Source organism: Lacihabitans sp. CCS-44, assembly GCF_024343735.1.
In the GTDB taxonomy this organism is placed as follows: domain Bacteria; phylum Bacteroidota; class Bacteroidia; order Cytophagales; family Spirosomataceae; genus Leadbetterella.
In genome coordinates this window covers 1-23648 of the sequence record NZ_RJUE01000013.1, presented here as the reverse complement: position 1 = coordinate 23648, position 23648 = coordinate 1, and the positions used below count along the sequence as shown (strand labels likewise).

Here is a 23648-nt window from a genome sequence, read left to right as displayed (position 1 = left end):
TCCATCTGTATCTGTTGCGGTCAAGGCATTGATGGCCGTTTGACCTGCCGTTGATGCTATCGCCGCATTGCTGTCGTTGTTCGCTACTGGAGGATTGTTGCTCACTGGAATGCTTATTGTGGCTGGTGTTAAATCTTCTGCTCCGTTGTTGTCTATCGCTGTAAACGTAAAGGTATCGGTGCCATTCGCAGTGCCTGTTGGGTCATACGTTAGTGTGGCTACCTGGGCTGGTGTCAATACTTGACCTGCTGTAACAGCTACTCCACCTACATATAAGGTTCCCAATGTTGGTAAGGTCTCTATTCTGTAGTTCGCAATCGTTCCATCTGTATCTGTTGCGGTCAAGGCATTGATGGCCGTTTGACCTGCCGTTGATGCTATCGCCGCATTGCTGTCGTTGTTCGCTACTGGAGGATTGTTGCTCACTGGAATGCTTATTGTGGCTGGTGTTAAATCTTCAGCACTGTCATTGTCAATAGCTGTAAACGTAAAGGTATCGGTACCGACATAAGTCCCATTTGGAGTGTATCTTAAATTACCCAAATCAAAAGGATTTATCAATTGGCCAACAGTAACTGCAATACCAGCAGAATCTAATGTACCTTGAGATGGTAAACTGGTAATTTTGTAAGTAGAAATTGTTCCATCGATATCCGTTGCTACTAAAAGATTTAGCGTTGTTGCTCCAGCATTAACTGCCACTGAAGGATTTGTATCATCTACTGCTACTGGAGGATTGTTTAAAGCCGTCAAACTTACTGTTGCTTCATTACTTGTATTTCCAGCAGCATCTTTCACATTATAAGTGATAGGTGTAGGACTAAGATAAAACCCACTTTCGGCAGTGAATGTAATTTCTCCAGTCGTCAAATTAACTGTCCAAACTCCTTCTCCAGAAACAGTTTTGGTTTTTCCATTTGAAAGAGCATCTGCTCCTAGTATTTCAACGGTTGTCGGTTCAGCCGTGTCACCAGTATTATCATTTGCTACAACATCTAAGGTCTTGAAAGTTCCAGCAAGAAATGTATCATTATCGTTTGTTGCTACGGGAGGTACATCTCTCCAATCTCTATCTCCTCCAATGTTATGGTCAGGATAACTTGATGGAGTTGTGCCATTGGTTACATTGTTTGTACTTGTTAGTCCACTTATAGTGTCGTATTCGTCAAGCAAGCCGTCAATATCTGAATCCACTGCTCCAAAATAAGCTTTTTCTGAACCATCAATAATAAAATTACCGTTTGTATCAAAACCCTCTAATCGATCCCCTTTACCATCATTATCGGTATCAAGATCTAAATAATCGGCCGAATCTGTACCATCAAGATTTACTGGGGTAATTCCGTTCCCTCCAAAAGATGAAGAATTATCATAAGGATCATTTAGTCCATCTCCATCAGTATCAGTTGCTGAATATGCAATATAACCGGCCGTCGTTTGTGATTCTATATTATCGACAATTCCATCATTATCAGCGTCAATATCTACATAATTTGATCTTCCATCTGAGTCAGTATCAGTCAAAGGCAATCCTGTTCCATCAACGATATCTGCTAATCCATCATTGTCTGTGTCTGTTATTGCCAAGCCTGTTCCTGTTCCAATTTGTCCGTTGTTGTCTGGATCTGTCCCACCAGCTTCAACTATATCTAATATACCATCGTCATCACTATCCAAATCTAGATAATTTGGCAAGTTATTTCCATCTGTATTAGGAGTAGCTAACTGTGTACCACCATTATTTTTATCTGTAATATCGCTCCATCCATCGCCATCGGTATCAGTTATTGACCCTGTGCCTATAACACCGTCATTATCTGAATCTGTACCACCAGCTTCAATTACATCTGAAATACCATCATTATCACTGTCTCTATCGATAGCATTTCTATTTCCATCGCCATCTGTATCGGCATTCAAAAGTGGTGTTCCAGCTACAAAAGACCCGCTTGAGCTATTATTAAAGGGATCTACTGCATCTGTAAGACCATCAGCATCAATATCCAAAGATTGACCTGCTCCATACTCTCCATCACCATCTGGGTCTATTCCCCCAGCTTCAATTACATCTGCTATACCATCATTGTCACTATCTAGATCCATAAAATCATAAATTCCATCACCTCCGAAGTCTGTTGGTATCAAGCCTGTCAATGTTGGAACGTCTATTGGCAAACCTGTCCCATCTACTGGAGGTCTATTTCCTGAACCAGGATAAGTTCCTGGAAAACCATCTCCATCTGGATCTGAACCGCCAGCCTCTACAACATCTGTAATACCATCGTTATCCGTATCTAAATCTAAATAATTTGGAATACCATCGTTGTCCAAGTCAGTATATCCTTCGTAAGTATCCAATATACCATCATTATCATCATCGACATCAACAGTATCTAAAAACCCATCATTGTCTGAATCGGGAACCTCTCTCCAGTCTCTTTCTGGACTAGAGTTTTCTTGATTGTTGGGCTGGCTTGTCGGTGTTTGATTGTTGTTTACATTGTTTGCAGTACCAATTCCGCTAACCAAATCAAATATATCTGCCAAACCATCATTATCCGCATCTGTAAATGAAGCAAAGTCTAAAACTCCATCCGAGTTTGCATCTACTTCTGAAGGATCTAATGATCCTGATGCTCCAAAGTGATTTTCTCCTAAATCTTTGATACCATCATTATCTGCATCGGTATCAACATAGTCAGGAGCTGACCCTCCATCTAAATTTATAAATCCTCCAGGAGTTCCTGAATTATCCACATCATAGGCATTGTCTACTCCATCTCCATCCGAATCTGATCCAGCTGGCAATAAATAGCCCAATGTTGACTGTCCTTCAATATTATCGACAATTCCGTCATTGTCTGCATCAATATCATATTGATTGGACAGTCCGTCTCCATCTCTATCGCCAAAATAGCTTAAACTTGAAGAGTTGGACGCTCCAGTTGGGGTATCAGGATCCATAGAATCACCTAAGCCATCATTGTCAGAATCTACAAGACTACCACTACCTAGCTTACCATCATTATCCGGATCGCTATTGGTATAAAACAATGATTCCCAGTTATCTAAGACACCATCATTGTCTGAATCCAAATCTAAATAATTAAACTTTCCGTCTTGGTCTTTATCATTCAAAGTTGGAGCAGTACCACCATTATCACTATCTGTCAGGTCACTCCATCCGTCTCCATCTGTATCCGTAATGCTTGCTCCTGTTCCTATTATTCCATTTTTTTCTGAATCAGCCCCACCTGATTCTATTGTATCCACTATTCCATCATCATCACTATCGAGATCATAAGGATTTGGGTTTCCTGTTCCCAAAGTTCCGCCATCTCTATTATCATTTGGGTAAGAATTAGGCTTTCCATCGCTATTTGTATCAGCTCCGGTGGTTAGCAAAGCATTTGCTATATTTTCAGCTACACCATCATTACCAACGTCTCCATCAACTAAATCAGCAAAACCATCTCCGTCCGCATCTGTGGCTGTATCTACTTTTCCATCGTTGTTGGTATCAGTACCACCAGCCTCTTTGATATCTTGAATTCCATCATTATCAGAGTCAATATCTAAGTAGTTTGGAATGCCATCATTATCAGTTGAGCCAAAAGGCATACTGTCAGCCTTTCCATCATTATTGGCATCCGGGCCCGTAGCCATTAATACATTCGAAGTATTCTCTGCAGTGCCATCGTTATTGGCATCTCCGTCAATTGTATCGTCATATCCATCGTTGTCTGCATCTAAATAACTATCCAGTTTTCCATCGCCATTGGCATCAGTGCCAAAAGTTTCGACAACATCAGGAATTCCATCATTGTCTGCATCTAAATCATAAGGATTTGGTTTTGAATCTCCATCAGCGTTTGCTTTCAAATAGCTATTTGGAATTCCATCGCTATCGGTGTCAGCACCTGTTGTCAAATATGCATTTGCTATATTTTCAGCAGTACCATCGTTTCCTACATCACCGTCAACTGTATCGTCAAGTCCGTCTTTATCAGTATCGGCAAAAGAATCTATTTTCCCGTCACCATTTTGATCAAATCCGCCTACTTCGGCGATATCAGAAAGGCCGTCGTTATCAGAATCTAAATCTATAAAGTTTTTTATTCCGTCTCCGTCAGAGTCCAAATCCGCAATTGCATCACCACCTGTACTTGCATCATAAAGATTTGCAAGTCCGTCGTTATCAGTGTCTGTTAGTACATCTACTTTACCGTCGCCATTTGAGTCAACTCCTCCTGCTTCAACTAAATCTGGGATGCCGTCATTATCACTATCTAAGTCAAATTGCACAGGAACTCCGTCACCATCTGGATCAAACTTATCATTCAATCCATCATTATTTACATCAACAAATCCAGGAAACTGAGGGTCTAAGAAATTAGGAATTCCATCAGAGTCGTGGTCGGCACTTGGATTTACACCACCTGGAGACTCTACTGTATCAGGTATTCCATCGTTATCATCATCTATGTCTAAATTATCACTTACCCCGTCGTTGTCATTGTCGCAATCAGGAAGCTCTGTATTAAATTGTGAACTTGAAGTTGTAAATGGCCAAAACCAAGTATTTATCACTCTAACATTACCAAAGTCATCATCAAAAGTCGCCGAAGCATTACCAGTACTTGAAATAGAAGGAACTGGGAAAGTAGTGACCATAGTTGGTCCATAATTACCATTCCATCCATGACCCGGAGAAGACTGACCCACGTTTGAATTGTTTATACCAACTCCCGTGGTGTTATTGCTGTTTGCAGCTTGTCCTGTAGTAGTTGGTAGAGAAGAGTCGTCCCAATACATAGTAATGTTGCTCTCCACAGTTGGCCTTATAGATGAAATAGAGAAACCATTTAAGTTCCACTCTGCATCGTACAAAGGCATGTTTGTTCTACCTTTATTTAGTGTAAACTTAAAATTCAGGTTTTGATTAGCAGCCACGGCACCTCCAAGGCCATTCAAACCATCCCACACCATCACATTATTACCACTTTGAACATTGTATCCGTATAAATATCTATCTGTGGTTCCTTCTTGATATCCTGCAGTACCATTAATATCTAACAAAATTTTCACATCACCAGATGCAAATGTCTTATATGGTATATAAAATCCTCCTGGACAACCGTAAATTTGCCCGTTTATTATTGGAGGAGCAGGTGGGTCAGGAGTTGGATAATTATTAATATCTGGTTCGTTCAAGAATGTCTTAAATCCATTTGGCAATGACGGAGAGGCAGCAGAGTATTTTGATTTTCTACCTATGGCCCAGTCAGTTTCTGTAGATGTAACACCGTAAAAGTTAAATGCTAAGTTAAAAGCCAAAGGGTTAAAATTATTGAATTGAACTTTAACAACTGTAGAGTCAGAGGTATATGCATAAAAAGCAGGACTTACTGCATCTGCAACTACCCCATTATAATTGTCTGAAGGCTTACCCGCTATCAAACCCCATTTACCAGCAAAAACTCTACCTTTATAGGTAGTGCCATTTGCACGTCCAACCGTTAAATCCCAAAATGGTGCAATAGCTGCTGCACTTACTGAACCACCGGCACCACGATAAATTTCTATGAAATATTCTCCGTTAGCAGAAGGGTCAAATGTTATTGGCTTATAGCCTGCCGTGTTAGTTCCACCTGGTATGTAAGGCCCAGCTACTGCTTGGGCATAATCGGCAACTAAACCGTTGCTTCCAGCTGCTGTTAATAAAGCCGTTTCTGCAACAACAACGGTTCCCGCTTCGTTTCTGATACGATAGTACATATCCGTAACCAACGTAGCACTTCCACGGGTCATCCACCGAAATCCAAAATAAAGGTTTTCATTGGCATGATCTCCAATTTTAAACTTGATCCTGTTTTCTACAGGGCAGTTAAAATAAGACCCATAATCTGTTGGTGAGTAATACAACGAAGCTACGTTGCTGGAATTTGGCGAGACTTCCTTGGTTCCCTCCGCAAAACCATTAAAAGTGACACATGTTATTAATAGGAAAACGATTGTTGAAAAATTTCCTTTTAATTTCTGAAAATTAAGGATATTTACGTTCATAATTAGGAATTTTGGCGGACCTCTCTATTTCTCTTTTATAAATTTATTAGGAGCGAAACAAGAAAAAATCCAATCTTTTGATTGAAAAAATTATCTATTTATTTAATCTTTCAAAAAATGTGCCAAAAGAAACAAACTTCCCTACCTAAAAGTACACACACAAGCCAGCCAGAATGCAACTAATTAAATATCATAATATTACATGATTGCTTTGACTTAAAAATATTTGAATATTATTTCAAAAAACTAAAATTTATTGGGAAAAAGGTAGATTTTAAACCACAAAAAAAGCCTTTCCTCACAAGAAGAAAAGCTCGTTTTAACAGTCAAAAAACTTGTGCTTTAGACCAGAAACTTAAGTATAAAGATTAGATTTTTGGCAACTCAATGTTGACTTTAGCCTTCAAATCATTCAGTAATGTGTATAGCCCAAAAAAGGTTCTGTTGACATACAAACCATGCTGAGAACCTCTAGCCGCGTTAGCATTTTTTAATTCTTTTACAGAGGCCACATACTCAAAATATCCATACACTTCTTGTACGTAAGAATCATTCCCAAAGTCGAAAGTAGAATGGGTAAACGGCCTACCTAATATCTCAATCATTTTATAAAATAAATCGAAGAAAAATTGCTGAAGATGCTCCGAATCTTCTCCTAAGACAAACTCCAATTCTTTGAATATTTCCATCATTCTTTCTGGTTTATCCAAAATATTGGGATTTATCAAAGCAAAATAACTATTGTAAAAATCTTCTGGAATAACTTTTATACAGCCAAAATCCAATATTCCCAACTTTCCATCTTGGGTAAACAAAAAGTTACCTGGATGCGGGTCAGCATGCACTTCCTTGAGCGTATGCATCTGAAAATGATAAAAATCCCAGAGAGCTTGACCAATCTGATTTCTAGTTTCCAGTGAAGGATTTGTGGACAAAAACTCCTTCAAATGCAGACCCTCCAACCAATCCATGGTAATGATTTTTTCGGACGAATACTCAGGATAATAGTTCGGAAAAAATACATTTTTCAAATTCTCACAAAGCTTAGTCACCTCCATCGACCTCCGCAATTCTAGCTTATAATCAGCTTCTTCCAAAAGTTTAGTTTCTACTTCTACAAAATATCGGTCTATTTCTGCGTCATTCAGATTGAGCAATTGTACCGCCAATGGTCGAGCCATTTTCAGGTCAGAACTTACACTTGAAGCCACTCCGGGATACTGCACTTTTACAGCCAAATTTTTCCCATTTTTGGTAGCCTTGTGCACCTGACCAATACTCGCTGCGTTGGAAGCTTCTAAGTTAAAACTATCGAATATTTCAAACGGAGACTTGCCAAGACTTCCCTTAAAAGTCTTGATTACCAGTGGCCCAGACAATGGTGGAGCCGAATATTGTGACATCGCAAATTTGTCGGAATAAGCTTTGGGCAACAAACTTTTGTCCATGCTCATCATTTGAGCCATTTTTAAGGCACTACCTTTTAAATTACTCAAAGCCTCATATACATCCTCTGCGTTGTCGGCATGAAGTTGTTCTTTTGTCAGCGTGGGATCAATGAGTTTTTTGCCATAATGCTTGATATAATTCCCTCCAACTTTAGCTGTTGCTTTTACAAATTGTGTTGCCCGTGCTACTTTTGAGGTAGGAATACTTTCTTGATTTTTCATGAATTTATTAAGAATATTGAAAATCAGCAATTTAAATACTGAAAATCAAATTTCATTTCTTGTTTTGATATAAAAATTTACCCAAATCCAACAAACTATCAAAAGGTGTGCGACCCAGCCAGTCCATGGTCGTATTCACAGATTTCTCAATCAGTGTATCTGTTTTTTCGAACAATCTACTGTCATCATTTATCCAAAAATCTATAATAGCCAGAACCAACATCCAAACTAAATCTGGATATTTTGAAGTCAAAAATGGTATCGTTCTGGGCTCTATTTCTCGAGTTTCTTGCCCAAAAACCACCAATTCGTTCATGAAATCCAGAAAAACCTCTTTGGCTTGATGAAAATCTGCATTTGGTTTCATAGCAAAAGGCTTCTCCAATTTCTCGCTGATTTTGAGAATATAACTCCTATTATGTTTGGCGTTTTCTATTAGCGTAAACAGAAAAGAAAGTAGCTTTTCCCTCACAGAATATGACTCATAAACCTCCTCTTTTCTGATGTCTGCGATGGTTTCCTCCACCAAATGCTTCCAAAATTCAGCATTGATTTGCTTGAAAGAGTTGTAGTTGTCGTAAAATTCCGACTCCTCTATTTTGAGCTTTTTCGCGAATTTGTAAATCGATTCTGGCTCATGTCCATGCTCCAGAATGTATGCCATATATTGTTCTTTTATCTTGTTTTTCATCGAATTATCCATAAATATTTGAAAGAAATGACGTTGTATTATTAATCGTTTTAAGTAAGTTTTTGGGATATTTCGAGATAGGCAAGCCTAATAAATCGGCATAATTTTCTCCCAATAAATATCTGCTTTGAGCTACAAAATATCCAGTAGCCAATTCACTATTTGCCATTTTTTGGTAAGAGTTACCGAGCGATGCCGTTAGTTGTTTCCCTATTTCTGACGACCTAAATTGCCTTTTTGATATGGCTTTGTCAAACATGATGGCCTTCTGTACATCAAAAACCAACAGTTCTTTTTCTAAACCCAAAAAACTACCCACCACTGCCCAATGGTGATAATAGGCTTTTTCGAAAACTGAATCTACTTCTACGCCCAATTTCCTTAAACCTCTCAATACAATCAATGAAAAAGAGAGATTGGTTCCGAGCATATCTTCTTGGTTGATGGGAACTCCCCATTTCATGTCCCACTTCCCAGATTTGAGTATCATAAAACGCCAAAAAGCATGCATCAAACGGACTTTGAGAAGTAAAATAGTTATGGTTTTTTCTTCCCAAAAACGTTGAGTCATTACGTTTTTCACGAATTTGCCCGTTTCTAAAAGTCTGTTGTAAGTATCGTGTTGAATCCTGCCCGAAAAACCCAAAACCCTCGCACCGTCTTCGCCCAAATAACAGTAAGGAAGCGAGTAACAGCCCAAAATAATTCCGATACTTGCTTGGTATTTTTTAAAAAACTCGGTGGCTCTTACTATTTCTTTTAGGTCATAAAAAGTCGGTAGACTTTGATTGTTTTCAAAAAATGCAATGGTTTCGTAGTCTTGCTCAGAAAAATCATGTTGGTCAAAATCACTTAAAAAAGGCATCAAAATCGAACCTAATTTGTGTCCATGTTTGTCAAAAAGCTTTTGCATGAGTTCATCCGCAAGCCAATCGCCTTTTTGTCTGTAAGCATCTAACACACCATTTTCGAATACCATCTTTAAGTTTCTGATACATTAAAAACACCAGAAAATCGAATTTTGTTTTTTATTTACAATAAATAATCGATAATCGAATAGTAGTAAAGAATACGGTAAGAAAGCAAAAGAATGTACTGTCACTGTTGGCTTTCTTCTAAGAATTTATTTTAATTCTCAAAGTTTAAAAATACTATAAAGCACTGATTAACAAATAAATACATATATACAACCATTTACTTTTCAACACATTATAAACCAGAATTTAAATACTAATTATTCCTAATATTTTCTGTGCAGTCCGTTGAAAAATTTTGGCTAGTCTAAATTTAAAAACTTGGGCAATGTTAGAACCAAAATTTTTCAGAGGATCATTTCGGACCGCCGATGCGGCACAGAAAGTGTTTTTTTGATCGGTCCGATGATTCGGCTTTTTTTTCGAAAAAAAAGAATGCCCGCCTGGCAAGGCACACAAAGTATGGAAAAGTATTTTTTGTGAAAAACAATAATTTTAACTAAGAACCTTATTTTTGTAAAAAAACCTCTTTTTCTATGTCGGCCCAAACAAGAATAGACGAACTTACTGACCTGCTCAACTATTACAATCACCGCTATTATCAAGACACCGTATCGGAGGTTTCCGACCAAGAATTTGATTTTTTGCTGAAAGAATTAGAAACCCTAGAGACTCAAAATCCTTCTTTAAAAAGGCCCGATTCTCCGAGCCACAGAGTTGGGGGAACCATTACCAAGTCTTTCGACACGGTTGCACACAAATATCCCATGCTTTCATTGTCCAATACTTACAGTGAAGATGAGCTGAGAGATTGGGACGACCGTATAAAAAAAGGCCTCAACGGTGCTGAATACGAATATATATGTGAAATAAAATTTGATGGAATCTCGCTCTCTTTGACCTATGAAAACGGAATTTTGGTTAGAGGGGTTACGCGTGGCGACGGAACGCAAGGCGACGACATCACCACCAATATAAAGACGCTCCGTAGTCTTCCTTTGAAAATAAATCAAAAGAAATCCAATGCTTCTCAGATAGATTTATTTGGCAGAAATAACATCGGGCTTGATTTCGAGATTCGTGGGGAGGGTTTTATGCCCAACGAAGTATTTGAACGTATAAACTTGGAGCGTGAAGACATTGGGGAGGCTCCGCTGGCCAATCCTAGAAATGCGGCTGCGGGTACTTTCAAAATGCAGGATTCAGGCGTGGTGGCCAGTCGAAACCTCGACTGCTACATTTATCAGTATTTATCCGAAAATGATGAATTCAAAACCCACGAAGAAAGCTTGGTGGCTTTAAAAAATGCAGGTTTTAATGTATCGGATAGTTACAAAAAAGTAAATAACATCGAAGGTGTGATTGCATACATCAACGAATGGAGTGAAAAACGACATGGCTTGAAATGTGCTACAGACGGCATAGTGATAAAAATCAATGATTACGCCCAGCGAGAAGACTTGGGTTTTACGGCAAAAAGTCCACGTTGGGCGATTGCTTACAAGTACAAAGCTGAGTCAAAATCTACAGAATTGTTAGATGTAACTTTCCAAGTTGGGCGTACTGGAGCCATTACGCCAGTGGCCGAACTCAAGCCAGTGGAACTTTCTATGACCACTGTAAGAAGGGCCACCTTGCACAATGCTGACGAAATAAAAAGATTGGGATTGTCCATCGGCGACCAAGTTTTTGTAGAAAAAGCGGGGGAAATCATACCGAAAGTGACCGGTGTGGACACCTCAAAACTTCGTGAGGAGGCCACACGAGAAAGTTCAAAAGTTGGTTTTCCGACAAATTGCCCTGCTTGTAACTCCGAATTGTATAGAAATGAAGGCGAAGCCGCTTATTATTGTCCAAACGAAATGGGCTGTCCTCCACAAATAAAGGGAAGAATCGAGCATTTCATTCAGCGAAAAGCAATGAACATCGACTCGCTGGGCGAAGGCAAAATTGAGATTTTGATGGAACAAGGCCTAATTTCGGATGTTTCGGATCTGTACACATTGAGTTTTGATAGATTATTGGGCATAGAAAAAGTACATACCGACGAAACCACTGGAAAAGAACGCAAAGTGAGTTTCAAAGAAAAAACCGTTCAGAATATCTTGGATGGAATAGAAAATTCTAAAAATCAGCCTTTTAGCAAAGTGCTTTTTGCATTGGGCATTCGGTTTGTGGGAGAAACCACCGCACAAAAACTGGCGGCCTATTTCAAAACTCAAGAAGCCTTACAAGCCGCTACTTTTGAAGAACTCCGAAATGTGCCTGATGTAGGCGAAAAAGTGGCTCAAAGCTTGCAGCTGTATTTTAAAGAAGATAAAAACCTAAAAATAATAGAAAACCTAAAGGCTGCAGGACTGAAATTTGAGGCCGAAAACATAGTATTGGAAAAAGAAAGTGAAGCTCTGATGGGCAAAACTTTTCTTTACACAGGTACTTTTGAGTCTTTTTCCAGAGAAGAATTGGAACAAAAAATTGACAGTAATGGCGGAAAATTGGTGAGTGGAGTTTCCAAAAAGCTTGATTTCTTGATAGTGGGAGAAGGAGCCGGACCATCCAAACTCAAAAAAGCCGAAGACCTCGGCGTAAAAATGATAAACGAAGAAGAATTTAAGGCGATGTTGTAAAAATAATTGAAAAATGATAAATACTAATTGTTCCTAATATTTTCTGTGCAGTCCGTTGTAAAATTTCACTCCTTCAATTTTTCTAAGAACGACTAACGTCAAAAGCGAAATTTTTCAGAGGATCATTGCACAGAAAGTGTTTTTTTGATCGGTCCGACGATTCGGCTTTTTTTTCGAAAAAAAAGAATGCCCGCCTGGCAACGCAAACGTAGTATATCAAAAAACATTTTCTAAAGTCAGAAATTTTAGACCCTTAATTGATTAGAATTAAAATATTTAAATGAAATACCTAAAACTCATCCTCAAAGCCTTGAAAGGCGACGAGACCATGGACTACACCAGTATATCCATCAACAAAGCCCTCTTACTTTTGGCCGTTCCGATGGTGGTGGAGATGTCCTTCGAATCACTATTTGCACTGGTTGATGCCTTTTTTGTGGCCAAATATGTCGGTACAAATGGCATGGCCACAGTTGGACTGACTGAGTCGGTTCTGACTATCATTTACTCCTTGGCTTGGGGCATCAGTACGGCTGCTACGGCCATTATTGCTCGTAAAATAGGCGAAAAGAACCCACAAGATGCTTCGAAATCTTTGATGCAAATCATCAATATTTCGGGAGGAATAGGGATAATTTTGGCGGCGGTTGGTTTCTACTATTCTGCCGAAATATTGAAACTCATGGGCGGCTCTGACCAACTCATCGAAGAAGGAATTGGCTACACGCAAATTCAGTTTTTGAGTGCACCTATCATCATGTTGTTGTTTTCGTTGGGTGGTGCTTTACGCGGAGCTGGCAATGCTTCTTTGGCCATGAATGCCATGATTATCGCCAATTTGATCAACATGTTTCTGGATTTTATCTTTATTCCCATCATGGGCATGGGTGTAGAAGGAGCCGCTTTGGCGACGATTATAGGCCGCAGTGTGGGCGTGGCAATACAGCTTTCGGCGTTTTTTACCAATAATATCAACCTCAAACTTACACTCAAAAAATGGTTTGCAGACTGGCGATTGATTTTTGAAATACTGAAAATATCGGCAGGAAGTGCTGGACAGTTTATCATTCAGTCGGCCAGTTGGGTGTTTCTGATAAGGATATTGTCAGACTTTGGCTCTGAAGTGGTGGCCGGTTATACCATCGCCATCCGTATTATTGTGTTTACAATTTTACCCTCGTGGGGACTGGCCAATGCCGCAGCTACTCTGGTTGGGCAAAACTTGGGAGCAAAACAACCCGAAAGAGCAGCCAAATCAGCTTGGAGAGCGGCGTTTTTCAACATGGGTTTCTTGGGCATTGTGGCCATCTTGTTCTTTATTTTTGCCAGACCACTGGTAATGTTGTTTGACGAAAATCCTGTAGTAATGGAAACTGGCGTAGAATGTCTGCAAATACTTTGTGCGGGTTACATATTTTTTGGCTTCGGTATGGTGATGTCGCAGGCCATCAATGGATCTGGCGACACCAAAACTCCTACGGTGCTGAATATCATCGGTTTTTGGGTGTTGCAGATACCAATAGCCTACATTTTGGCGGTAAAACTAGACTGGAAACAAACAGGAGTATTCTGGGCAGTAGTCATCAGCGAATCCATCTTGGCCGTTCTCGCCATTCTATATTTCAAAACGGGTAGGTGGAAAAAGAATACTATTGATTTTTGAGGTTGAGTGTATTTATTAGTTCGTCTGAATTAAAGATTAAACAAAATTTTTGTTTGGATAAACCTTTTAAGTCTGAAATAAACACTTGGAATTGAGTACTTTGAACATTATATTTGTAAAAGTCAACCTATTAAAATCTAAACACAGATATTCTTATGAAAATATTAACGAAACTCACTTTTTCAGACAACAATCTCATTACGAATGCATTAATTAAAAAATAATTCACAATTTAATATCGATATTATCGAAACTCTGAGAATGAGTTTCGTAATCATACTCGTTACCACCAATTATTTAGAACTAAATTCAAAATATGAAAATTAAGGCAAATATTGATGTTATTACCGAAAATTTTAAAATTCATTATCTTGATATAGATAAATATGACAATGATATAATATTAGCCATTAAAAATAATATAACTAAAATTTGCAACGGTATAGCTGGCGATGACGATATTGAAGTTTTAAAGATTGAAATACGTAATTGGTTTGTAGGTAAAGATGAATCAAAAAAGCATGGGTTCATTGCAGAATTTTTTTGTCATCTCTACTTAAACCAATTACATTTCGAACAACACTTTCTTTTTAAAAATTTAGAAGAAACAAAATCTATGAAGAAAGGTTTTGACGGATTATATGAATATGAAGGTGAAATATTTTTATATGAAAGTAAATCAAGTTTAGCATCTACTGCTACCGCAACACATAATGGAAATATTAGTGAAGCCTATCGTGATTTAAGAGACAAACTAAATGGTTCAAAAAAGGATGTTCATGGAAATCCAATTGACCCTTGGTCTAACGCAGTAAACCATGCAAGTCTTCAACAAGTTAATCCGAATAAAACTTTAATTCAAAATTTAGGTGATTTTAAAAAACAATTCATAAAAGGCTTATATAGTCATATTAGAAACTTTAATGTGATACCGAGTTCAACAATATATTTGGGCACAAATTGGAAAAGCATTGACAGAGCTGATTTAAAAACTAAACTATTCGGATTGGTATCAAATTATGAATTCAAAAAAATCAATATTCTTTGTATAAATAAGAAAGCTATTGATGACTTTATAACCTATATAAACACTTAAGATGTCAGAAAAAGCACAGCTTATCGCTCTCAAAAATAGCGAAGAATTTAATTCAATTTTTTCTAGGTTGCTAAAGAACGAGAATTCAATTTCTGAATCAGAGAAGGAATATATTCTTTTATGTGCATTACTCTTTTTCAAGGTTTACAATAACGATAATCGCTACAAAAGCTATTTTAGGTTAGTATATTATATAATTTTAAAATACTCTTTGCTTTTCAGAGATTTTCGACCGTTATATGATATAAGCTTGCAAATTGGATTTTATCCAGTTTGTAAAACTATTTTAGATAAAAATCTAATCGAATTAAATAGCATTTCTAGTTTACTGTCTTACAAAATAATTGGTGAGAAATTTATTAATGCTCGCGAAGGATATCTGGAAACTTTAGAACAGCATTCTGCAAGTATTTTTTTACTCAAAAGTAATTTAGAAGGTCTTGTTTACGTAGCTCCAACTTCCTTCGGAAAAAGTTCATTGATTAAAGATTTTATAATCAATAATTCGTTTAAAAAAATAGGAATTATTGTACCAACTAAATCATTACTAGTTCAAAACTTTAAGGATATTAAAGACTTAAATTTGAGTTATAAGTTAATCACACACGATGAAATGTATTTTGGTGAGGAAAAATTTATTGGCGTTTTAACTCAGGAACGGGCAACAAGGTTGTTGAGAAAAAATGTTTCGTTTGATATTCTATTTATTGACGAAGCTCACAACTTATTTAGATACAATAAAAAAAACTCACGTGGGATTTTGCTAACACGATTAATTGAAATGAATCGTGCTGTTAATAATCATAAAGTAATTTATCTTTCACCTTTAATAGACTTACCAGAAAATATCAAGTCAAGTGAAAATTCAAATATTGAATCTGTAATAGTAAAACATAATTTAAAATCAGAAGAAATCTTTTTATGGGAAAACGAAATAACTTCAATCTATAATCGATACACTAATGAATACCTGAAAATTAATGAACGAATTGGATTTTATGAATATATCCAATTTAATTCTAAAAAGAAAAATTTCATTTATAATTTCCGCCCAAAAAATATTGAAATACTTTCACGAGAGCTTTATGATAATTTACCAACAGATGAAGACGATGATGAAATTAATCAAATCATAAATACTGTTAGCAGCGAGGTTCATGATAAGTTTTACGCAATTAAATATCTAAAAAAAGGCATAGTATATATACATGGAAAAATTCCAAATCAAATTAAAGAATATCTGGAATTTAAATTTAAAAAGATTTCAAACCTGAAATATATAATTGCCAATAAAGTAATTTTAGAAGGAGGGAATTTACCTATCGATACAATATTTATTACCAGTACAAATTACCTTAACGGGAAAGATTTGGTAAATTTGATAGGGCGTGTAAACAGGTTAAATTATGTTTTCCAAGAACAAGATTTGTACAAGTTAATTCCAAAAATTCACTTTATCAATCGTGTGGATTTTCAAGGAAATTATTCTATGAAAAACAAAATAGAACTTTTAAGAAATCACAGTTTCAAAGATAAATTAGAAAATCCATTGCTTAAAAATTATAATATTGACGATTTGGATTTTGCTAAAACAGAATATCTAACAAAAGAGCAAGTCAAAGAAAGACGACGAGAAAAGGATCAAAAACTAAGAGAAAACACATTTTTTATTATTGAAAATAGAAATACTGAAGCTCAAGATATAAGAATAAAAAAATATTTTATTGAAAATAGCTTTGAAGAAATATACGAGAACTTCGATAATGTAATTCCACAAATCATTCTTAATTTTGAACTATTTACTCAAACTGAATGGGGGAATTTAAACCTCATTCAAAAGGTTACTGCAATTTTTATTAGTAATCTAACTGATAAGATAATCGATTATGAGGTTGAACGTTTAAAAAATCCAGCTGCACAGAACTATTACAATTTTTATTTAACTACTACTCAAAAGCAAGCATTAAAACAAAATATCATTTCAACGTTTCAATTCTTTAAAACAAAAGCTAATACATTAGACCCATATATTTTTATTGGCAAATCATATGGTGAAGTTATTAGAAATTCAAATGTTTATAATAGCCAAGTTTATAAAGATACCGTATATGTTAATCTACAAGACAAATCAGATGAAATTCTTATAAATTTAAGTGTTATAAAAATAAAAATAGAAGAGGACTTTGTTAGCTACAAGCTAAACAAATTAATTACTTTCCTTTTTGATTTTGGATTAATAAGTGAAGATGAATATTTAAATCATGTTTATGGAACGACAAATATAGAATTAATCAAATTGGTTAGGCTTGGGCTAATTACAAGTGTAGCACACAAGTTGTTGGATGATGACCAAATTTCAAATTTAAATTTAAACGAATTCGGTAATTTATCTGCTAACCAAAACTTTTACAACTATTTAGAATTACAAAACGATTTTTTTCAATTTGAAGTTAGAAAATTTTTATAAGTGCTGGTAACAGAACCTACCCTAAAGTGGCGGTTCAATGGTTAAATCAAGCTTTGTGCTTCTATCAAAACTATTTCTTGTTGACTTTAAATGCTCCGCTGTCCGAAGAATATTTCCTTTGGGCGGGCGAATGGCGTCCCGATAGCTATCGGGATCACCCACAGAAAACAAATCGCACATATAAACACATTAGTAAAAACTGCAAAGCTTTAAATAACATCTCCAAAAACTGTCCATTTGTCAATTTTACTCAAGCAAAACCATCAATACTGAATTTGAAATATTGGAATATTTTTATACTTTTGTATCCAAATGAATACAACTTGAGAAATGTACTTTATTGAAAAAACTATAGAATTTGATAAGTGGTTAAAAAAACTACACGACTTGAGAGCAAAAGCAAAAATTTTGTTCCGACTTCAAAAATTAGAAAAAGATGAACACTTTGGAGATTGCGAACCCGTTGGTGATGGAATTAGAGAGCTGAAAATCAACTATGCAAAAGGTTACAGGGTCTATTTCAAAGAAATTGATGGGAAAATTGTAATTCTATTAATTGGAGGAGATAAATCAACCCAACAAAAAGACATTGAAAAAGCAAAAGATATCTGGAAAAATTTAAAATGAAAGAAAATGGAAACATCGAAGTTTGATATTGCAGATTATTTGGACAGCAACGAAATGATTGCTGAATATCTAAATTCAGTTTTAGAAGAAGGCAATGATGCCGAAATTGTTACCGCAATCGGGCATATTGCTAAAGCAATTGGTATGACCAAAATAGCGGAAGAAACCGGAATGAGCAGACCTAGTTTGTACAAAGCATTATCGGAAGGATCCAAGCCACAATTTTCCACAATAATGAAAGTTTTGAAAGCTGTTGGAGGACAAATACAAATAAATCCATTAACCGCATAAAAAATACTTCCCGCTATCCAAAGTATTTTTCTTTCAGACAGGCCAATAGCATTGGGATTACACGCAGCATACAAATCTCACAAAAAAACATACTTGGAGGAACACCTAAGATTTCTACGACATTTCAAAGTGCTGCTCCTTACCGAATAATAAAAATTTTATTCAGTTTTGAATAAATGTAAGACAAACAATAGGTAAAAATTCCAAATATTCGCAACTAGATAAAACCCTAACATTAAAGCCATTAGACATATCATTGGCAATAAAAAACCATTATTTAATGAATTTTAGGTTACTTTTTCAAGCCAAAATAGTCTCAAAACCGTAGTTTACCGTTTAATAAATTAGGTAGTTTTACGCTAAAAATATCAATATTATACTGCTTATTTTGTATCACAAAAAGTAATAAAGATGAATCTACTAAGTAACTTAAATATTCTCGGAGAATTTAGTTTTTCACTATATAGAATTGATTTGATATTCATTTTGCCCCTTTTACTTATATTGGGCTTGTACGAGTTATTCTCATTGATTAGAGCAAAAAAGTACGATAAGTACTAAAAAATATTAGAAGTAATACTTCATAATGGTTAGGGTTAAATTCAAATGTGCCGACTTTTTAGTCGGCATTTTTGTTTAAAAAAAATTTTCCCTTTCAAAATATTTTTTTAAATTTAGATTTTAAAACACAACTATGAAATTAAGCACAACACTTTTCATAAGTCTTTACTGTATAATTGGTTACACAAGCTTTGCACAAAGCCCTTCTTTTGGTACCAATCTAAATATCAGCAGCAGTTTTGTTTGTTATGGCGGTCAAATGACCGTAAATGCCACTGTGACCAATGCAGATTTTTATCAATTCCAAAAGCGAAACGAATCTACCAATACTTGGGAAAATATTGCCGGGGCATCGGGAAATCCAACTACTTCGGCTGGTGCTGTAAGCCATACTTTTTATGGCATAACTGAATCCATCACGACGAGAGTTTTTATTTCCAAAAATACTGAAATAGTTTACAGCAACGATATAACCATCAGTCCTCAGCGTCCAGTACTCAATTTTCAACCTTTAGATATAACAGAATGTAACGGTGCTAATGCCATCTTCAGAACATCGGCTGCTGGAGTTGGTACCATAACCTATCAATGGCAAGAAAGCGTTGGTGGAGTGTTTCAAAATACAACAAATACCACCGATTTTGCTGGTATGACTACAGCCAACCTGACCGTAAAAACTCTCGCAAACAATGAAAATGGTCGTGTTTTTAGGTGTTGGGTAAAAGACCAAAACAGTTGTGAAAATTACAGTTCTTCGGCAACACTATTTGTAAATCAACTGAGTACTGCCACCAGCCCTACACTTACAACTACTTTTTGTGAAGGAGACACAGCCCAGTTTTTTGTAGCCCTGAAGGTTGGAACTGTTAACACTTACGAATGGCAACTAAAACGTACCACAGATGCTAATTACTCTGGCTTAGCTGAATCCAATCATTTTGGAGGAGTTAACACTGAAAAACTATCCGTAAAAGGTATACTTCCAACCGAAAACTCTTACCGACTAAATGTTAACTTCGTAAGTTTAGGGCAAAACACCGATGGAACCAGAGCTACTGGAACTTGTATAAAAACAGCAACTAGGGCGGGTTACACCATAAGACCTCGCCCTACTCCGCCAGTCCAAATAGATGATGTTTATAGATGTGGGGTTGGGAAAATAAATACAAGTGCTTTAGGAACGGCCTCGTTTTATTGGTATGCCGACTCCACCAAATCTCCCTTAATAAGTAATAATATTAATTTTACAAGTGGAGTAATTTCTGAAACAAGAGCATATTATTACAGTCTCAAAGACGCCAACAATTGTGAAAGTTATAAGCGAACTTTCAATGCCGTCGTCCGACCTCTGCCCATTCAGAGCTTTGAAAAAACTTATAGTATTTGCCCAAGCAACAATTCTTTTAGCATAAATTTTAGTTCGGCAAGCAATACGCCCCAACAAATATATGTATTGAATGACACTCCCACCCTTCCAAGTTTTTCACAGATTTCGGGGGCGGTATTTTCAAATATCTTCGCTGTGCCACTGCCAAGTGATTTATCGAACGGCAATTATAAGTTTAAGGTATTCACAAAAAACGAGCATTGTTATTCTGATACGAGTATCATTGATTTGACTATCAAAAAATCAACCAAAATTGATAAATCGCCACTTTCTAAGACTATTTGTGAAGGAACGAGTCATACTTTCACCACTGAGTATCAAGCTGAGCTTCCTGTAACTTTCAAGTGGTTTAAAAACAACACATTAATATCTGATGAAGAGACTCCATCATTAACTTTTGGAAATCTTGGTTTACCTGACCAAGGTCAATATAAAGTTGAAGTTACTGGACAATGTGGTGCGGAAGTTTCTGAAATTGCTCAGTTGACCATTTTGCCCAAAATAAAAATCACAAAACAACCAACAGAAACCATAGTTTGCCAAAACGGAAGCACCAAATTTGTGATAGAGGCCACCGGGAGCGGAACACTTACCTACGAATGGACGCTCAATGGAACTATAGTCGGTCCAAATTCTCCAGAATTGACTTTAGAGAATGTGCCAATTAGTAGTCACAATGCCAAAATCAAATGTAAAATCACCTCCGATTGTGAACCGATTACATTTTCAGACGAAGTACTGCTTTTGGTTGATGATTTGCCAGTTGCACCCTCTGTTGTTAGTCCTTTGGGATTTTGCAAAAGCAATTCTTTGGGCAGTTTAGTAGCCACGGCTTTGCAAAAGCATACTTTGCATTGGTTTGACAATAACCATAATACTCTAACTACCAATCAAATAGATGTCAGTACGATTTTTACAAAAACTTTTTTTGTAAGCCAAAGAGATAGTAACCTTTGTGAAAGTCCAAAAACAGAATTTCAAGTTATTACTAATGAGCCTTTTACAATAAATACAATAGCAGACAAAGTGGGATTGTGCTCAACAGGATTATTTAACCGCATCGGTTTTCTCAATACATCAGTATTACCTTCCAATTATGATTTAGCAGGAATTTCATACAAAATATTTAAAAACAGCATGCTTACAGAAACGAATTCATCGGGCGAATTCGAAATAAGTGGCGGTGGTATTTATAAGGTAATTGCAACGAAAAACTATTGCTCCGACAGTTCAGAAATAACAATATTGTCGCTTCATCCCGAACTTTCGACCAATCCATTGACTGCAAATTACCAGATTTGTAAAAACACAGATATTACATTAAATGCAACTGGAAGCTACACTGGGGGAAGTTTTTTTTGGTATTCCTCAGAATTTTCTCCCTTGCAAATGCACAGCGGGTCTGATTACAGCATTTTAAAACAATCAATAGACCAAACTTACTATGTATCTTATGGCATAACCACCAACGGCATTTATTGTGAAACGCCCCGCTCGAAAACCAATATTGTCATAAAACCAGATTTGATTATCGAGGCCGAAACTACCAATGCGAGTTGCGTAGATATTAATGATGGAAAAGTTAATCTTCAAGTAAATAATGGTGTTTCACCTTATTCCTTCGCAATAAATAGCACTATAAATTCTACAGGAGTATTTGAAAATATGCATGCTGGAACCTTCATTATTAGTGCTTTAGATGCTGCTGGTTGTACTGGCGAAAAAACAATAGGTATTGGAATAAATCCAGGAGTAAATATTACACAACAACCCAGTAATATTACTAGGTGCAAAACCAATATTGCCAATTTCACTCTGGCGGCAACAAATTATGATCAAATACTTTGGGAAAAGAAATTGCCAAACGCCATAAACTTTGAGCCTATAGTTGGCGAAAATATTGCCAATCTAAGAATTGAAAACGTGGGAAATGCACTGAACCCACACTTAAGCACTTACAGAGCAAAGTTAACAAAAGCAAATTGCTCCATTTATACCAACGAAGTGGTGCTATTTGTAAATTCAATATCTGGAACTTCCTCATCTAAAACAGTTTGTGAAAATGCATCAACGATTTTCAATCTAACTGATTTCACCATCATTGGAGGCAATAAAACTTTTCAATGGCAATATAGACAAGGCACATCTGGAAATTTCACAGACATTGTGGGTAAAACTGCCGAAACGTTCTCGATAAATAATGTATTGGCGTCTAACGATGGCTATTATAGATGCAAAGTGACTTTTGACAACAGTGGTGGAAATTCATGCATAATAAACACCTCTACATCAGGCACAAAATTAACGATAGATATACCTCAAATTCCAGTTCTGGCAGGAGAAAAAACGATTTGTAAAGGTCAAACAACTACATTATCGGCTACAAATTGTGCTGGAACTTTAACCTGGTCAGATGGAAAAACTGGTTTGAACATCAATGTGTCGCCAATTGTAACAACTACTTATACAGCTACCTGCTCTTTTGGAACTTGTAATTCAGCATCAAACAATTCTATTAAAATAACAGTAGAAGAAAGTCCTCTGAATGTCCCAAATATAATTCTTAGCAGAACCAAATATTGTGTGGAAGAAAAAATAAACCTTACAGCTGAAAACTGTACTGGAATAGTAGTTTGGTCAAATGGATTACAAGGAAATAATGTAGAAATAAATGCAACCACAAGCTTCAGTATCTCAGCATCTTGCAAAACAGAATTTTGCCAATCACCCGAAAGCCAAATCATTAACATCACTGTTTTTCCAATTCTTTCCACTGGCTCAATTGTGAGTAACTCAACCATAAACTGCTCAGGATTTAATCCACTGACAATCAACAGTGTAATTAACCCAAGCGGTGGAAATATCCAGTGGCAAAAATCTGAGAATTGTTCTTCTGAAAATCCTTCTTGGACGAATATAGTTGGCGAAATCGGCTCAACTTACAATCCACCAGCACTTTTGACCAGCACCTGTTTCAGAAGAATGGTGAGTGATTCTTGCCAAACTTTATACTCAAATATTACCTCTTTCGAAATCCGTCCTGACCCAGTTCTAGAGATTTCAGCAGATAAAAATGATATCTGTTTTGGACAGAAAGTCACTTTGAACAAAACCTTAACTGGTGGAGAAGGAATTTGCGGCATCCAATGGCAAATCAACAAAGTTTCATCAGCTGTTTCATCAACTTTTTGGACAAATCTTACAATTTCTGACATCTTTGAATTCAACAACAATAATTCTGGAAACGACAGCACTTTTCATTTTAGAGCAAGGGTCGATTGTTCAAATTCATCCTGCAATTTGGCAACTTCAAATGTGGTTTCAGTAGTTTTTCTTCCTCAATTGATCTTAAATACGGCTTTTGCTGATTCAACCATTTGCTCCGGAAGTTCCATAATTTTATCAAGTTCTGGCTGTAAAGCCAATATACTTTGGTCAACTGGTGAGACTTCCGCCCAAATTTCAGTTTCGCCAAGTGAAAATACAATTTACACCATTGCTTGTAAGAACACCTGTGATGAAGTGTCG

Annotated in this window: 12 protein-coding genes; 7 read left to right on the top strand and 5 right to left on the bottom strand. The window is 36.4% G+C overall.

Features of this window, described 5'->3' with window-relative positions; translation table 11 throughout:
- The 4 genes from EGI26_RS06710 to EGI26_RS06695 form a co-directional block, all read right to left on the bottom strand.
- Window positions 1–6066 (bottom strand): Ig-like domain-containing protein (locus tag EGI26_RS06710; protein WP_255077247.1); only part of this gene is annotated, 6066 nt, incomplete at its 3' end.
- A 368-nt stretch (window positions 6067–6434) separates the two neighbouring features.
- Complete coding sequence (locus EGI26_RS06705) at window positions 6435–7736, bottom strand: AarF/ABC1/UbiB kinase family protein (RefSeq protein WP_255077241.1); 1302 nt, start codon at window positions 7734–7736, stop codon at window positions 6435–6437.
- Between the two features lie 52 nt (window positions 7737–7788).
- Window positions 7789–8427 carry a TetR family transcriptional regulator C-terminal domain-containing protein gene (locus EGI26_RS06700; RefSeq protein ID WP_255077240.1) on the bottom strand — a complete coding sequence of 213 codons (639 nt, stop codon included), beginning with the start codon at window positions 8425–8427 and terminating at the stop codon, window positions 7789–7791.
- 4 nt (window positions 8428–8431) lie between these two features.
- Window positions 8432–9406, bottom strand: coding sequence for an oxygenase MpaB family protein (locus EGI26_RS06695; RefSeq protein WP_255077239.1), 975 nt, complete (start codon window positions 9404–9406; stop codon window positions 8432–8434).
- Between the two features lie 531 nt (window positions 9407–9937).
- Between EGI26_RS06695 and ligA the strand changes: the two genes are divergently transcribed.
- From ligA to EGI26_RS06675, 4 genes are all read left to right on the top strand, one after another.
- Complete coding sequence (gene ligA / locus EGI26_RS06690; RefSeq protein WP_255077238.1) at window positions 9938–12028, top strand: NAD-dependent DNA ligase LigA; 2091 nt, start codon at window positions 9938–9940, stop codon at window positions 12026–12028.
- Between the two features lie 280 nt (window positions 12029–12308).
- Window positions 12309–13691 carry an MATE family efflux transporter gene (locus tag EGI26_RS06685; RefSeq protein WP_255077237.1) on the top strand — a complete coding sequence of 461 codons (1383 nt, stop codon included), beginning with the start codon at window positions 12309–12311 and terminating at the stop codon, window positions 13689–13691.
- Window positions 13692–14007: 316 nt separating this feature from the next.
- Window positions 14008–14787, top strand: coding sequence for a hypothetical protein (locus EGI26_RS06680; RefSeq protein ID WP_255077236.1), 780 nt, complete (start codon window positions 14008–14010; stop codon window positions 14785–14787).
- 1 nt (window position 14788) lies between these two features.
- Entirely contained in the window at window positions 14789–17254 is a 2466-nt protein-coding gene (locus EGI26_RS06675; protein WP_255077235.1) for a hypothetical protein, read from the top strand.
- A 21-nt stretch (window positions 17255–17275) separates the two neighbouring features.
- Here EGI26_RS06675 and EGI26_RS06670 read toward each other — a convergent pair whose 3' ends face one another.
- On the bottom strand, window positions 17276–17434 hold the full coding sequence (locus tag EGI26_RS06670) for a hypothetical protein (RefSeq protein ID WP_255077234.1): 159 nt from the start codon (window positions 17432–17434) through the stop codon (window positions 17276–17278).
- A 150-nt stretch (window positions 17435–17584) separates the two neighbouring features.
- On the opposite strand from EGI26_RS06670, the gene EGI26_RS06665 reads away from it, so the two are divergent.
- The 3 genes from EGI26_RS06665 to EGI26_RS06655 form a co-directional block, all read left to right on the top strand.
- Window positions 17585–17881, top strand: a complete 297-nt coding sequence (locus EGI26_RS06665; protein ID WP_255077232.1) for a type II toxin-antitoxin system RelE/ParE family toxin — start codon at window positions 17585–17587, stop codon at window positions 17879–17881.
- 6 nt (window positions 17882–17887) lie between these two features.
- Window positions 17888–18172, top strand: coding sequence for an addiction module antidote protein (locus EGI26_RS06660; RefSeq protein WP_255077231.1), 285 nt, complete (start codon window positions 17888–17890; stop codon window positions 18170–18172).
- A gap of 694 nt (window positions 18173–18866) precedes the next feature.
- The coding region (locus EGI26_RS06655) for a hypothetical protein (RefSeq protein WP_255077229.1) at window positions 18867–23648 on the top strand (4782 nt) is incomplete at its 3' end.